This is a genomic window from Methylobacterium sp. 22177, assembly GCF_052045615.1.
GTDB lineage: Bacteria > Pseudomonadota > Alphaproteobacteria > Rhizobiales > Beijerinckiaceae > Methylobacterium > Methylobacterium radiotolerans.
Genome location: NZ_JBQEPK010000001.1, coordinates 333,795 through 347,107, shown reverse-complemented (window position 1 = coordinate 347,107; position 13,313 = coordinate 333,795). Strand labels below are relative to the sequence as shown.

The window sequence follows — 13,313 nt, the reverse complement described above, 5'->3', positions numbered from 1 at the left end:
CCGCGACTCGGTCGCCTCCGAGACCGCGAGCCTGCCGTCGCCGTCGGCGCAATCGCGGAGGGTGGCGCGAGATGCTCGGCGCAGCTGTGCCTCGCGAACGCGGCGATCGCGACCTCGACCGCGGCATCCGCGGGTGCGGCGGCGGCCTGTGTGAAGACCGCCGCAGTCCAGCCAACGAGACGGCATCCCTCCCCTACACCGCGCGGCGCGCCGGTCGGGTCAGCGCACGTCGTTCTGGACGTAGGACGCCAAGCCGTTGCCGAAGGACCACTCGTCGCGCGCGTTCGGCGACAAGACGATGAGCACGTCTTCCGGACGCAGGCCTGGATCGGCGACGAGGTTGTCGGTGATCGCCCTGTAGAGCGCCTTCTTCTGCGCCGTGTCCCGCCAGTTCCCCGCGACGATGTGGATGATCACCACGTCGTCCGTGCGGTGCAGCCCGAGATACTCGGAATCGTAGATCAGCTCGTCCGGCGCGTGCCGGTGGATGAGGTGGAAGCGGTCGTCAGCCGGTACGCCGTAGGCGTCGCGCAGCCCGCGATGAACGCCGTCGGAGAGGGCGCGGATATGCTCCGATGACTTGCCCTTTATGAGTGAGATCCGAACGAGAGGCATAGATGACGGTCTCCAGCGACGTCTCTCGGCACGATCCGGCCGGCTTGACGCCTCCCCGATACCTGCCCATCATCGTCCGGAATATTTGAATCTTCGAAATTGAACCTTCCGTAAAACCGAACGATGGCCGCGCGCACCAATCTCGACATGGACGTGCTCAGAACCTTCGTGACCGGGTTCGAGCTCGGCAGCTTCGCCCGCGCGGCCGAGCGGCTGGGACGGTCACAATCCGCCGTCAGCACCCAGCTCCGGAAGCTGGAGGAGCAGGTCGGGCGGCCGCTCGTGCAGAAGGCCGGACGCGGCCTCGCGCTGACAGCCGCCGGCGAGAGCATGCTCGGCTACGCGAAGCGGCTTCTGGAGCTCAACGACGAGGCGGTCGACCGACTGCGCGGAACGGAACTCGAAGGCTGGGCGCGGCTGGGCCTCGCGCAGGATTTCGCCGAGAGCTGGCTCCCGGCCGTGCTCAAGCGGTTCTCGCGGGCCTATCCGAGGGTGCGCATCGAGGTGCAGGTCGGGCTCGGCGCGCAGCTCATCGAGAAGGCCCTGAAGGACGAGCTCGACGTGGCGCTGGTCTGGGGCGACGGCGGCGGCGCCCCTCACGCGCAGCGGGTTGCGGACGTGCCGATCCGCTGGATCGGTCCGCCGGACTGGCCGGGTCTCGCAGGTCTCGGGCGGGAACCCGTTCCCCTCGCGGCCTTCGCCCCGCCGTGCACCTTCAGGTCCGCGGCCGTGTCTGCCCTGGACGCTCGCGGCCTGCCCTGGCGGCTGGTCTTCACGAGCCCCAGCCTCTCGGGCCTCTGGGCCGCAGCCGAGGGTGGCCTCGGCATCACCGCGCGCACCGCGGTCGGCCTGCCGAAGACGCTGAGCGTCCTCGACCCCGCCGCGACCGGCCTGCCACCCCTCCCGGACGCCGCTCTGACGCTCCATCAGGCGGAAGCCGAGCTGTCGCCGGCCGTCGCGCGCTTGACCGATATCCTTCTCGAAACGATCGGCGCTCACGTGGCGTGAGGCGGAGACTTCCTTCGCTCAGTCCTCGCCGAGAATAGCGGCTGCTCCCGGGAAATCGGGAATCGCCGTCGTGACGGGTGTCAACGGAGAGATCGACCTTCGGTGGAGGTGATCCGTCCCAGCGCGGTCGCGGACCCGGATCGCGACGACGGATCGCGTATCGATCGGTTGGAAGGGGCCCGCTCGTTCACCGGTGCACCGCTGTCAGCCCGCGTCGCGACGCTCCGGCTCGATGTCGTAGCGTTCGATTTTGCCGAAGTATCTCCAGAGAAATTCCGAATTTTCCGAACTCGACCTGTCCGCTAGACCTGCGTCGCGGACCGCTCGGGCGGTCTCGAACAGCGAGAGCGGCGTCCATGCCCTTCATCAACGTCAAAATCGCGGGCCGGCCGCTGGCGCGAGACCAGATCGCGTCGATCCAGGCGGGCATCACCCGACTGATGGTCGACATCCTGCACAAGGTCGGCCCTCTCGTCGGGGTGCTGGTCGAAGAAGTACCCCTGGCGGGATGGCGCGTCGGCGGCGAGCCGGTTTCCCGCGTCGCGCAGGTGGATGCCACCGTCAGCGCCGGCACGAACACGGCCGACGAGAAATCGCGCTTCATCGCCGAGGCGAACAGGCTTCTGAAGACTGTTCTCGGGGCCGATCTGACCGAAGTGTCCTATATCGTCATCCACGAGGTGCCGAAGGACAGCTGGGGATACGATGGGCTGACCCAGGCGGAGCGAGCGCGTCCATGAGCGAGCGCCCGAAGCGTGAGACGCCTCTGAGAGTAGATCACCCCGGCCGGCGGCGCCTCCATCACGTACGCCCTCCGCGCTTAATCCGCCGTCAGCGACGACCTGCCGTAAATTTGCTCACCTGCAGCTTTTCGGTCGTCCCAGACCGACAATCTGTATTAATCGTCTGGGATCCAGCAAAATGGTAGCTTGACGGCTCGACCTGAGTCGGGAGATCAGCCTTCCAGAGTGCCACGTCGAAGGGCACACCGCGCGTGCGGAATCTTGGAGAGGAAACGATGGTCTTCGCAGGTCGCGCTGCAGCCGCGGTGCTGTTATTGACGATGGTGTCGGCCCCGGCGCGGGCCGCGGACCCGATCAAGATCGGGCTGAGCGGCCCCTTCACGGGTGGGTCGTCTTCGATGGGTGTCTCGATGCGGGACGGCGCCAAGCTCGCCGCCGCCGAGATCAACAAGGCCGGCGGCGTGCTCGGCCGGCCGATCCAGCTCGTGGAGCGCGACGACGAGGCCAAGAACGAGGTCGGTGCGCAGGTCGCTCAGGAGCTGATCAACAAGGAGAAGGTGGTCGCCACCGTCGGGTTCATCAACACCGGCGTCGCGCTGGCCGCCCAGCGCTTCTACCAGGAAGCCGAGATTCCCGTCTTCAACAACGTCGCGACCGGGACGATCATCACCAACCAGTTCAAGGAGCCGGATTACGACGCGAACTACGTCTTCCGGAACTCCGCCTACGACGTGCTCCAGGCCGGCCTGATGGTCGACGAGGCGCTCGCCCAGGGCCACAAGAAGATCGCGATCCTCGCCGACTCGACCAATTACGGTCAGCTAGGCCGCGAGGACATCGAGAAGTACCTCGCGACCAAGAACGTGAAGCCCGTCGCGGTCGAGAAGTTCAACATCAAGGACGTCGACATGACGGCCCAGCTGCTGAAGGCGCAGCAGGCCGGCGCCGAGGTGATCCTCGCCTACGGCATCGGGCCGGAGCTGGCCCAGATCGCCAACGGCATGGCCAAGCTCGGCTGGAAGGTCCCGATGATCACCAGCTGGCCGTCCTCGATGCAGAGCTTCATCGACATCGCCGGCACGAACGGCAACGGCGTGATCATGCCGCAGACCTTCATCGAGGATCAGACCCTGCCGAAGCGCAAGGCGTTCCTGGAGAACTACTACAAGACCTACGGCGTGACGAAGATCCCGACACCCGTGGCCGGCGCCCAGGGTTACGACTCGATCTACCTGCTGGCCGCGGCGATCAAGCAGGCCGGCGGCACCGACGGCGCGAAGATCCGCACGGCGCTGGAGAATTTGAACGAGAAGGTCGAGGGCGTCGTCACTACCTACGACAAGCCCTTCACCGCCAAGGACCACAACGCGATCTCGCGCAACATGGTCGTGTTCGGGAAGGTGCAGGACGGCAAGATCGTCTACGCGAAGGACGAGGACGCCAAGAACGCGGGCGTGGTCCGCGTCAAGGAGAAGTCCTCGAACTGAGGCTCCGGTGAGGCCGCGCCTTCCCAGGCGCGGCCGCCGCTACGCAGCACGGTTGCGCGGCCCTCGCCGCGCGACCGGACGTCCCTCCGGTGACAGCGATCCCATGGAAATCCTGCTCCAGCTCATCGCCTCCGGCGTCGCGGTCGGCATGATCTACGCCGCCATTGCCTTCGGCTATCAGCTCACCTTCGCGACTTCGAAGACGCTCAATTTCGGCCAGGGCGAGGCCCTGGCGCTCGGGGCCCTGTTCGGGCTCACCCTGGTACCGTTCGTCGGCTACTGGCTGATGATCCCGCTGGTCCTGGTCTTCGGCTTCGCCCTCGGTGCGGTGGTCGAGCGCCTCGGCGTGCGTCCCGCCGTGAAGATCAAGTCCGAGTACGGGTGGATCATGGCGACCATCGCGCTCGGCATCATCTTCAAGAACGTCGCCGAGAACATCTGGGGTCGCGACGACTTGAAGTTCCCCTCCCCGCTCCCCGAGACGGCGCTGCAGGTCGGCGGTGTGCGCATCCTGCCGATGGAGCTGCTGATCGTCGCCGGCGCACTGCTGATGATGCTCGCGGTGGAGATCTTCAACCGCAAGTCGATCTGGGGAAAGGCGGTGGTCGCCACCTCCAACGACATCGACGCCGCCGGGCTGATGGGCATCAACACCCAGAAGGTAATCACCCTCTCCTACTCGATCAGCGCCATGACGGCGGCCTTCGCGGGCGTGCTGGTGGCGCCCGTCACCCTGACCGGCGCCACCATGGGCTCGGTCCTGGCCCTCAAGGCCTTCGCGGTGGCGATCATCGGCGGTCTCGAATCCGGCCTCGGCGTCATCGTCGGCGGCCTGATCCTCGGCGTCGCGGAGACGCTGACCGGCTTCTACATCTCGACCGGCTACAAGGACGTGCCGGGCCTGATCCTGCTTCTCGTCGTCCTCTCCATCCGCCCGGTCGGCCTGTTCGGCAAGGCCGTCATCAAGAAGGTCTGACCGTGACCGCCCGCGCAACCCTCACGGCAGCCTGAGCCATGGCGCAGACTCTCGCCCCCACCGACGCGCCGATCCCGGCCGCCGCCCCCAGCCTGTCGCGCCACATGGGCGTCCTCGGTGCCGTGCTGCTGGTCGTCGGCCTCGCCGTGTTCCCGCACGTGGTCACGAGCTCGTACTACATCCACCTGATGGTGGTGATCGCCATCTACGCGATCCTGATCCTCGGGCTCGACATCGTGGTCGGCTATACCGGCCAGGTGAGCCTCGGCCATGCCGGACTGTTCGGTGTCGGTGCCTACTCGGCGGCGGTGCTGTTCCTGCACTTCAAGCTCGGGATCTGGTGGGGCATCCTGGCCGGGATCGGCGTGACCTCCGCCTTCGGCGTGCTGCTGGCCGTGCCGGCCCTGCGGGTGACCGGCCCGTACCTCGCCATGGTGACGCTGGCCTTCGGCACGATCGTCCAGATCTTCATCAATGAGCTGACGCCGCTGACCAACGGCCCGCTGGGCATCACCCTGCCCCCGGCCCGCGTCCTCGACTTCTCGCTCCTCGGCCTGCAGGCCCCCTGGGGCGCGGCCGGGCGCAAGCTCGAGTTCTACTATCTCGTCTGCTTGGCGCTGCTGGCCACCATCCTGGTGGTCAATCGGGTGGTGCGCTCGCCCTATGGTCGCGCCTTCGAGGCTCTGCGCGACTCGCCGATCGCCTGCGACTGCATGGGCGTGAGCGTCTACCGCTACAAGGTCTACGCCTTCGTGATCTCGGCGGCGCTGGCGGGCCTCGCTGGCGCGCTGTTCGCGTGGTCGGAGCGCTACGTGGCGCCGAACTCCTACGGGTTCGAGCTGACCGTGCTGTTCCTGCTGGCCGTGACGATGGGCGGCCGCAAATCGCGGGCAGGGCCGATCATCGGCTCGGCAATCATCGTGATGATGCCGAACGTGCTCGCCGATATCGGCCTCGTCCGGATCATGGCGGGGATCATCGCCGCCGCGGCGCTGGTGGTGGGCGGGCTCGCCTTCCTGCGCCGCCGGGAGAACCGGTACGCCCTGTTGGTGCCGGTCGGACTCTGCCTCGCCTTCTTCCCGGCGACGCTCGCGCTCGAATCCGTCACCGACTTCCGGCTGACCGTGTTCGGCCTGATGATCCTGTTCGTGGTCTACTACCTGCCGGACGGGATCGTGGGCTTCCTCCGCGAGAAGATCCCCGCCCTGCGCCCGGCCCACACCGCCGAGGGCAAGAGCCTCCACGCCGAGGGCGCGGCGCTCAGCGTGCAGAGCGGCGACCGGGGCGCCGACCCGCTCCTCTCCGTCGAGCAGGCCCTGATGCAGTTCGGTGGCCTCAAGGCCCTGGCGGGCGTCGACCTCACCGTGCGGCCGGGCACGATCCACGGCCTGATCGGCCCCAACGGCTCCGGCAAGAGCACGATGATGAACGTGCTCACCGGCATCTACCGGCCGACCGGCGGCAGCGTGACGCTCGCGCGCGGCCAGGGGACGAAGCGCCTCGACGGGCGCACGCCTTCCGAGATCGCCGCCGCCGGCGTCGCCCGCACCTTCCAGAACGTGCAGCTCTTCCGCGAGATGACGGCTCTGGAGAACGTGCTGGTCGGGCTCCACCACAGCTTCCGCGGCACCTTGTTGGACGCGATCCTCGGCACGCCCCGCCGGCGCCGGGAGGAGCGGGAGCAGCGCGCCCGCGCCATGGCGATCCTCGACTTCGTCGGCCTCGGCGCCCTGGCACAGGTAGAGGCGCGCAACCTGCCCTACGGCAAGCAGCGCCTCCTCGAGATCGGGCGGGCGCTCGCCCTCGACCCGGTGCTCCTTCTCCTCGACGAGCCCGCCGCGGGCCTGACCGCCCCCGACATCGCCGAGCTGACGGCGATCATCCGCAAGATCCGCGACGCCGGGATCACCGTCATCCTGATCGAGCACCACATGGATGTCGTCATGGGGCTCTGCGACCGCGTCAGCGTCCTCGATTTCGGCCACAAGATCGCCGAGGGCAGCGCCCGCGAGGTCCAGGCCGATCCGAAGGTGGTCGAGGCCTATCTCGGCAGTCCCGTCGCCGACGAGGAGATGACCCATGCTTGAGGTCACGGGTCTGTCGGCCGGCTACGGCCAGGTCGAGGTCCTGCACGGCCTCGACTTCCAGGTTCCGAAGGGTCAGGTCGTGGCGCTGATCGGCTCCAACGGCGCCGGCAAGACCACCACGATGCGCGCCCTCTCGGGCATGATCCGTCCGCGGGCGGGCTCGATCCGCCTGAACGGGCGCGAGATCGGCGGCCTCGACAGCCACGATGTCGCCCGGTTCGGCCTCGCGCACTCGCCGGAGGGCCGGCGGGTCTTCCCGACGCTCTCGGTCGAGGACAACCTGACGCTCGGCGCCTTCCCGCGGCTCACCGGCTCGCGCCCGAAGGGCGACGTCGCGGCCGACCGCGAGCGCGCCTTCGAGATGTTCCCGCGGCTGAAGGAGCGGCGCACGCAGCTCGCCGGTACCCTATCCGGCGGCGAGCAGCAGATGCTCGCCATGGGCCGGGCCCTGATGCTGCGGCCCGAGATCCTCCTGCTGGACGAGCCCTCGATGGGTCTCGCCCCGAAGCTCGTGGAGGAGGTCTTCCGGATCATCCGGCTGCTCAAGGCCGAGCAGGTGACGATGCTGCTCGTCGAGCAGTTCGCCATGGCGGCGCTCGGCGTCGCCGACCACGCCTACGTGCTGGAGAACGGGCGGATCCGCTTCCAGGGCCCGGCCCAGCAGATGCGCAACGATCCGGCCGTGCGGGCGGCGTATCTCGGCGGCAGCCACTGACACCGCGAGGGGCGGGCTCGTGCCGCGGGGCAAGGGCGCCCCGAGTCTCGGCGCGCGGGGATGAACCGATCCCCGGAGCCGGCGGGCGATGCCCGGCGCACCGCCGTCTGCGAAGCTCGAAGCCGCCTCGCGACCGGCCGCATCACCCCGCTGATAGGTGCGCTCTCGATCACCTGCAGGATCGGTCTGGGCCAGAGGCAGCCCGCCGAGGTGTCCCGTGGTTCGTCGGCGACAACGCCGAGGCCGCTCGGGCCCGGAAGCCCGTAGGCCGCGCGGCCTCTCTCCTGTACAGACCGTCGGGACGCTGGCGGCACGATGGCCACAAGGGAGGTGTCGATTTTGGACGACGGTTGGGCGACTGCCTTAGGGTTGTTTGCCGTCCTCGCCCTGGTTCTGGCGAACGGCTTCTTCGTGGCAGCGGAATTCGCCCTGGTCGCGGTGCGCAGGAGCCGCGTGGCCGAACTCGTCGCCGAGCGGCGCGTGAACGCGAAGGCGCTGCTCTGGGCCACTGACCACCTCGACGCCCACCTCGCGGCGACTCAGCTCGGCATCACCATCTCGTCCCTCGCGCTGGGCTGGGTCGGCGAGCCGGCGCTGGCCCACCTGATCTTGCCCGCCCTGACGTGGCTGCCGGACATGCTCTCCACGGCGGCCGCGCACACGGTCGCGGTGGTGATCTCGTTCGTCATCATAACGGCGCTGCACATCGTGCTGGGTGAGCTGGCACCGAAGAGCCTCGCGCTCCAGCGCAGCGAGCGCACGGCCCTCGCGGTGATCCGCCCGCTCAGCGTATTCCTGTTCGTGTTCCGCCCGGCCATCCTGTTCCTGAACGGCCTCGGCAACGGCGTCCTGCGCCTGTGCGGATTGCAGCCCGGCCACGGCGAAGGTGGGCACCATTCGACGGCGGAGCTCAATCTTCTGGTCGAGGCGAGCCGCGAGGCCGGCCTCATCCGCGAGGCGCAGCAGGAAGCGGTCGAGCGCATCTTCCGATTGGGAGATCGGCGGGTCCGCGAGATCATGACGCCGCGCCACGAGGTCGAGTGGGTCGACCTCGACGGATCGCCCGAGGAGATCACGCGGGCGGTCCGCGCCTGCAGCCACGCCCATGTCTTGGTGAGCCGCGGCGGCATCGACGAGGTCGTCGGCGTGCTGCGCAAGCAGGATCTGCTCGATCAGATCCTCGACGGGCAGCCCCTCGACATCGCCGCCGCCATGCGGCCGCCGAACGTCGTCCACGAGGGCATGACGGTCCTCACGGCGCTGGAGAGCTTCCAGCGCAACCCCGTGCAGCTGGCGGTGATCGTCGACGAGTACGGCAGCCTGGAGGGGCTCGTCACGCAGACGGATCTCCTCGAGGCCATCGCGGGCGACATTCCCGAGATCGGGGAGGATCCGGCCGTGGTCGAGCGCGAGGACGGCTCGCTCCTCATCGACGGCATGATGCCGGCCGAGGACGCGTTCGAGCGCCTCGCCTTCACCGACCCGCCCGACACGGACGACTACACGACGCTGGCCGGCTACGTCATCTTCCAGCTCGGCCGCATCCCGGCGGCGGGCGACGCCCTCGTCGCGGAGGGTTGGCGCCTCGAGGTGGTCGATATGGACGGCCGTCGCATCGACAAGGTCCTGGCCACCCGATTGCCGGGGCGGGCGCTGACCGGGACGGCGTGAGCGCGGGTCGTCGGGTTGAGGAGAGTGCGGCGCTCGCCCCGTTAGTCCACCCGGCCGTCGCCTGACGATCAGCCGATCATCCGCTCCAAGACGCGCATCCAGATCCCGAGCGCGGGGTTCCCCATCAGGGCCCGCCCGAATCCTCACGCGGCGAGGGCCCGGAAGGTCGCCTGCGTGCCGGCCATCGAGCGGATGGCGTTCGAGACGACGGCCCCGTCGAAGTCCGAGCCGAGGCCGGAGCGGGTCTCGCCGAAGCGCTCGACGAGCGCCCTTTGCCAGAGGGCGTGCCCGCGCGGCTCGAAGACGGCCGAAGCGACGGTGCTCGCCTCGTCCCGTCAGCGTTTTACGACGCAGCGCTGGTGTGCAATCGTCTGGTCGACGCGGCCAGGCGAGGCTGGATGCTCCGGGCAGCACCGCCGCGCGAGCGGCCCGTCGCTCAGTAACGATCGTAGCGGTAACCGCCGTAGCGTCGCCCTTCGTAGAACCGCGCATCCCGGCGGCCGTACCCGCCGAATTCGTGCTGGCGGCGATAGCCGTGAGCGGGCGCCCAGGGTGGCGGGCCGCCGTGCCGGAAGCCGCGCTCCCCGCGGGCCCAGGGCGGATCGGCCATGGCGGCCGACGAGGACCCGAGAATACCCCCGGCCAGCGCCAGTGTGCCGAGGAGGATCAACGTTGGCGTGCGGATCATGGATGGCTCCCTCGTAGCGGGGATTGCCCCGCGTCAGTCCAGATACGGCGTCCGGCACCGAACCGTTCCCGGGCGTAACGAAGGCGTGGCTAAAGCCCGGCATTCCCGCGAGCAACGCTGCAGTATTTGGCATCACGCGAGACCGAGCGCAGATCCGGACCGCGGTCTACCCGCATCGCGATGCCCGAAACGCGCGTGCTGAGCGTGACTGCGTGCTTTCACGACATCGAAGGTGGCGCGGGTCCCTGGAACGGTCTCGGCGAAGCTGCCGTGAGTGCCTCCAGAACAGGAGATGCGCGATGCCACGCTTGCCGATTATCGTCCTCGCTACCCTGGCTCTCGGGGCCAGCGCAGGCGCTACGAAACAGGGCGCATCGTCCACGTCTCCAGGCCGCGAGATGCAGCATCGTGGGCGCTTTGCCGGAAGATCCGGCGCGTCCGGCTGCGCAGCCGGCCACGAGACGAAATTCGGCGGAACGTAGTCGACCGGCTTGACCACGCAGAGCGGCGGCGGCGGGGCTGGCAGCGTCGGAAGCGACACGACCGTCACCCGTCGCTGACAGAGACTTCGTCCCGTCCGGAGCTTTCGGCCGGCTGGGTCGGCCTGAGCAGAGACCGGTCACGTGAAGATTTCGAACACGCGTGGCCGAGCTTGGGCTCGGAACCGGGACGCGGATGAACATGAATTTCGGATGAACAACGCTGGATGATGAAAATTGCCCTCGATGGAACGCGATAAGTGCCTTCTGCATTTTTTGCTGAAATCGCAGCTAGAGGATTGATCATGAACAAGCTCGTCATGACCTTGACCGCCGGCGCGGCGGTCCTGGGCGCCGCCTCCGCCGCTCAGGCCCACGAGTGGGGTAGCGGCTACGGCTACGAACCGGGTTACGGCCATTCCCGCGTGATCGTGCGCGAGGGCTACCGCGACGGCTATCGCGGCGTCCGCTTCGGCCACCGTGACTGGGATCGTCCGGGTGTTCGCGTGATCGAGCGTCGCGGGTACGGCTACGGCCACCACGATGGCGACTGGGACGACTGATCGGACTGGAACACAAGTGGCTCAGAGGGGCGCCCAGCCGGGCGCCCCTTCGTTTTTTATGGTCGCGATCGGTTCATCGCATGCAACGGTTTCCCGCCCCTTCGGCTTTCTGAGCGGTTCATCGACGCGAGGAACAGCATCACCATGCCGGTACGTCTGATTACGACCGCCCTGCTTCTGTCCGTGGCGGCCACGGCGGCTCTCGCCGCCCCTATGTCGGCCGACGACAAGGCGACGCTTCAGCAGCAATGCATGGGCGACTTTACGACCTTCTGCGGTGACATGCCGCCCGACGAGGGGGCCGAGACGCAGGCCTGTTTCGAGAAGAACATGGCGAAACTCTCGCCGGGCTGCCAGGGCGCTATTCAGAGCTACAAGCAGGGCAAGAAGGGCTGACCGAACCGACCGGTCGGAACTCGAAGACCGGAGCGGCTGCCCTCACCGGGGTGACCGCGCCTCCGCGCTGGGCGAACCGGCACGCCGTCGGCTCGTCTCGGTGCATGGGATCAGCCTTCCGATGGTCTGACGGAGTTCCCGCCGCGCACGGAACGTGCCGGTTCGACCACGAGGGGTGCGGGGGCGGCCCGAGCCGCCCCCGCTGTCTATCAGTAGCTGTAGGACCGGCGCGGGTAGGCCTGGGGCGCGCCGTAACCGGTGTCGCGCGGCTGGACCCGCGAGCCGTACTCGATCTCCCTGCGTCGCGCCTGCCGGTTGGCGAGGTAGCGGCCGCCGAGACAGCCGGCGACGGCGCCGACGACGCCGCGCTCGGCCAGGTAATGGCCCGCCAGACCGCCGATGATCGCGCCCTTGATGCAGCCCTTCGCCTCAGCCGCGCCGACGCTCATGAGTGTCACGAGAGCGATGACGGATGCTTGTCCAATGATGCGCATGCTGATGCTCCTCTTCGATCCGGAAGAGAATGCACCTGCGACACGACCGTTCCGGCCATCGCCGAACCGCCGGATGATCCTCTCCAAGCATCGGAACAGGACGAGCCTCCATCGCACGTGCCTGCCTCAACGATCGCCCCCGGACCGAGGCCGCGGTGTCGCCGCGCTCCGATGAGATCGAGCACCGAACCGGGACGACGCCGACCTTGCCGAGGGTGACGGCGATCGCGCGCCTCGGCGGAACACCTGTCTCGCCCCTCGCTCCGCCGGATGCGGCGGTTGCCGCGGAGCCCCAGAGCCTCGTGGAGCCTCTAGGGACGGTCGCAGAAGCCGGCCCGGCAAGCGTCCGACCTCCGCTACCGTGGCGACTCTGATAAGACGCTCCATCCGTATCCGCAGGACAATCACGCCGCCTTGGCCTCGGAGATCGGCGATCATCCGCCGCGCTCCCCACTGGGCGCTCTCGGCGAGAACGTCGCGGCGACAGGCTGGACCGAGCGATACGTCTGTATCGGCGACATAGCCCGTGTCGGCTCCGCCCCCCCTGCAAGTCAGCCAGAGGGCGCCGGACCGTGCTGTGGGCGCCGTCGCAGCCGACGACGTAGCAGAAGCCCGCCTCCGCGACCGCTCCGCCGTCATCCTGCAGTCGCACGCGGACACCGGCATCGTCCTGCTCCAGGGCGGTCAGGCGCAGGCCGCGCTCGACCCGCAGGCCGCAGCGCTCCAGGTGGCGGGTCAGGACACGCTCGGTCTCGGACTGCGGAAGTTCGAGCGACGCGTAGGGCAGGTCCAGGGGCGGACTGAGCGCGTCGACCGGCGGCTGGCCGTAGAGAACCGTGCGCAGACCCGTGAGCCAGAGACCCGCGTCGATCATCTCGCGGGCGAGGCCCATGTCCTCCCAGACTTCGAGGGTGCGCGGGGTGACCCCGATCGCGCGGCAATAGGGCGACGGCTGCGCCGCGCCGTCGACGATCCGGCAGCGCGCCCCGTGCCGGGCGAGTTCGCAGGCGAGGGGCAGGCCGACCGGTCCGGCCCCGACGATCGGAACATCCGCCATCGCACCCTCCCCGGGTCGACGCTGCAGCGACACGGTTCTCCGTCCGGTCCCGCGTCCTCGCGATCAGACACTCGAGGCGCCGACTATAGGGGCCGTTCGCGAAATCCCATGCTGGGAGGGCCCGGAGCGATCTGAGCGAACCGGACGACGGTGTGCCGAGCCGGCGGCGATCGGCCTGGCGCCAGGTCTCGGTGTCCGGCGCGGCTGTCCACGCGCAGCACGACATCTTGTGGTTGATAGACTCTGTTGACTTCATGTCTCACAGACACTGAATTGGCGCCGCGGTCCGCGTCGCGGACGGAAAGTAAATACGTCCCGGCAAAGAATTGCCTGT

Annotated in this window: 12 protein-coding genes and 2 pseudogenes; 10 read left to right on the top strand and 4 right to left on the bottom strand. The window is 68.5% G+C overall.

All coding sequences use genetic code 11. The annotated features are described in order from the left end of the window. Nucleotides 1–219: 219 nt before the first annotated feature. Nucleotides 220–615, bottom strand: coding sequence for a tautomerase family protein (locus tag ACTJK8_RS01660; protein ID WP_440761418.1), 396 nt, complete (start codon nt 613–615; stop codon nt 220–222). 123 nt (nt 616–738) lie between these two features. Between ACTJK8_RS01660 and ACTJK8_RS01655 the strand changes: the two genes are divergently transcribed. The 7 genes from ACTJK8_RS01655 (at nt 739) to ACTJK8_RS01625 (ending at nt 9,302) form a co-directional block, all read left to right on the top strand. Then, nucleotides 739–1,623, top strand: a complete 885-nt coding sequence (locus ACTJK8_RS01655) for a LysR substrate-binding domain-containing protein (RefSeq protein ID WP_440761417.1) — start codon at nt 739–741, stop codon at nt 1,621–1,623. Nucleotides 1,624–1,979: 356 nt separating this feature from the next. Next, the gene (locus tag ACTJK8_RS01650; protein ID WP_127991796.1) at nt 1,980–2,363 is read left to right on the top strand and encodes a tautomerase family protein; all 384 of its coding nucleotides are present in this window, start codon (nt 1,980–1,982) and stop codon (nt 2,361–2,363) included. Between the two features lie 278 nt (nt 2,364–2,641). Beyond that, entirely contained in the window at nt 2,642–3,853 is a 1,212-nt protein-coding gene (locus ACTJK8_RS01645) for an ABC transporter substrate-binding protein (RefSeq protein ID WP_012317321.1), read from the top strand. Nucleotides 3,854–3,956: 103 nt separating this feature from the next. Beyond that, nucleotides 3,957–4,829, top strand: a complete 873-nt coding sequence (locus tag ACTJK8_RS01640) for a branched-chain amino acid ABC transporter permease (protein WP_010682997.1) — start codon at nt 3,957–3,959, stop codon at nt 4,827–4,829. A 38-nt stretch (nt 4,830–4,867) separates the two neighbouring features. Next, a complete protein-coding gene (locus tag ACTJK8_RS01635) occupies nt 4,868–6,916 on the top strand; it encodes a branched-chain amino acid ABC transporter ATP-binding protein/permease (RefSeq protein ID WP_051252236.1) in 2,049 nt (682 codons plus the stop codon). Next, nucleotides 6,909–7,631, top strand: a complete 723-nt coding sequence (locus ACTJK8_RS01630) for an ABC transporter ATP-binding protein (RefSeq protein ID WP_024827743.1) — start codon at nt 6,909–6,911, stop codon at nt 7,629–7,631. The genes ACTJK8_RS01635 and ACTJK8_RS01630 overlap by 8 nt, the downstream gene beginning before the upstream one ends. Before the next feature lie 315 nt (nt 7,632–7,946). Further along, complete coding sequence (locus ACTJK8_RS01625) at nt 7,947–9,302, top strand: hemolysin family protein (RefSeq protein WP_081437735.1); 1,356 nt, start codon at nt 7,947–7,949, stop codon at nt 9,300–9,302. A gap of 436 nt (nt 9,303–9,738) precedes the next feature. Here ACTJK8_RS01625 and ACTJK8_RS01620 read toward each other — a convergent pair whose 3' ends face one another. Further along, a complete protein-coding gene (locus ACTJK8_RS01620; RefSeq protein WP_012317316.1) occupies nt 9,739–9,990 on the bottom strand; it encodes a hypothetical protein in 252 nt (83 codons plus the stop codon). A 784-nt stretch (nt 9,991–10,774) separates the two neighbouring features. On the opposite strand from ACTJK8_RS01620, the gene ACTJK8_RS01615 reads away from it, so the two are divergent. Then, a complete protein-coding gene (locus tag ACTJK8_RS01615; RefSeq protein ID WP_440761416.1) occupies nt 10,775–11,032 on the top strand; it encodes a hypothetical protein in 258 nt (85 codons plus the stop codon). Nucleotides 11,033–11,176: 144 nt separating this feature from the next. After that, a complete protein-coding gene (locus tag ACTJK8_RS01610; protein ID WP_012317314.1) occupies nt 11,177–11,428 on the top strand; it encodes a hypothetical protein in 252 nt (83 codons plus the stop codon). Between the two features lie 209 nt (nt 11,429–11,637). Here ACTJK8_RS01610 and ACTJK8_RS01605 read toward each other — a convergent pair whose 3' ends face one another. After that, on the bottom strand, nt 11,638–11,922 hold the full coding sequence (locus tag ACTJK8_RS01605; RefSeq protein ID WP_012317313.1) for a hypothetical protein: 285 nt from the start codon (nt 11,920–11,922) through the stop codon (nt 11,638–11,640). A gap of 363 nt (nt 11,923–12,285) precedes the next feature. Here ACTJK8_RS01605 and ACTJK8_RS01600 point away from each other — a divergent pair. Continuing rightward, nucleotides 12,286–12,450 (top strand): annotated as a pseudogene (locus tag ACTJK8_RS01600) (MOSC domain-containing protein); the annotation flags it as partial. Between the two features lie 88 nt (nt 12,451–12,538). On the opposite strand, the pseudogene ACTJK8_RS01595 reads toward ACTJK8_RS01600, so the two are convergent. Continuing rightward, nucleotides 12,539–12,979 (bottom strand): annotated as a pseudogene (locus ACTJK8_RS01595) (FAD-dependent monooxygenase); the annotation flags it as partial. Nucleotides 12,980–13,313: the final 334 nt, after the last annotated feature.

Coding starts and splice junctions, on each gene's coding strand:
- ACTJK8_RS01660 (WP_440761418.1), bottom strand. CDS start 615: ATGCCTCTCGTTCGGATCTCACTCATAAAGGGCAAGTCATCGGAGCAT.
- ACTJK8_RS01655 (WP_440761417.1), top strand. CDS start 739: ATGGCCGCGCGCACCAATCTCGACATGGACGTGCTCAGAACCTTCGTG.
- ACTJK8_RS01650 (WP_127991796.1), top strand. CDS start 1,980: ATGCCCTTCATCAACGTCAAAATCGCGGGCCGGCCGCTGGCGCGAGAC.
- ACTJK8_RS01645 (WP_012317321.1), top strand. CDS start 2,642: ATGGTCTTCGCAGGTCGCGCTGCAGCCGCGGTGCTGTTATTGACGATG.
- ACTJK8_RS01640 (WP_010682997.1), top strand. CDS start 3,957: ATGGAAATCCTGCTCCAGCTCATCGCCTCCGGCGTCGCGGTCGGCATG.
- ACTJK8_RS01635 (WP_051252236.1), top strand. CDS start 4,868: ATGGCGCAGACTCTCGCCCCCACCGACGCGCCGATCCCGGCCGCCGCC.
- ACTJK8_RS01630 (WP_024827743.1), top strand. CDS start 6,909: ATGCTTGAGGTCACGGGTCTGTCGGCCGGCTACGGCCAGGTCGAGGTC.
- ACTJK8_RS01625 (WP_081437735.1), top strand. CDS start 7,947: ATGGCCACAAGGGAGGTGTCGATTTTGGACGACGGTTGGGCGACTGCC.
- ACTJK8_RS01620 (WP_012317316.1), bottom strand. CDS start 9,990: ATGATCCGCACGCCAACGTTGATCCTCCTCGGCACACTGGCGCTGGCC.
- ACTJK8_RS01615 (WP_440761416.1), top strand. CDS start 10,775: ATGAACAAGCTCGTCATGACCTTGACCGCCGGCGCGGCGGTCCTGGGC.
- ACTJK8_RS01610 (WP_012317314.1), top strand. CDS start 11,177: ATGCCGGTACGTCTGATTACGACCGCCCTGCTTCTGTCCGTGGCGGCC.
- ACTJK8_RS01605 (WP_012317313.1), bottom strand. CDS start 11,922: ATGCGCATCATTGGACAAGCATCCGTCATCGCTCTCGTGACACTCATG.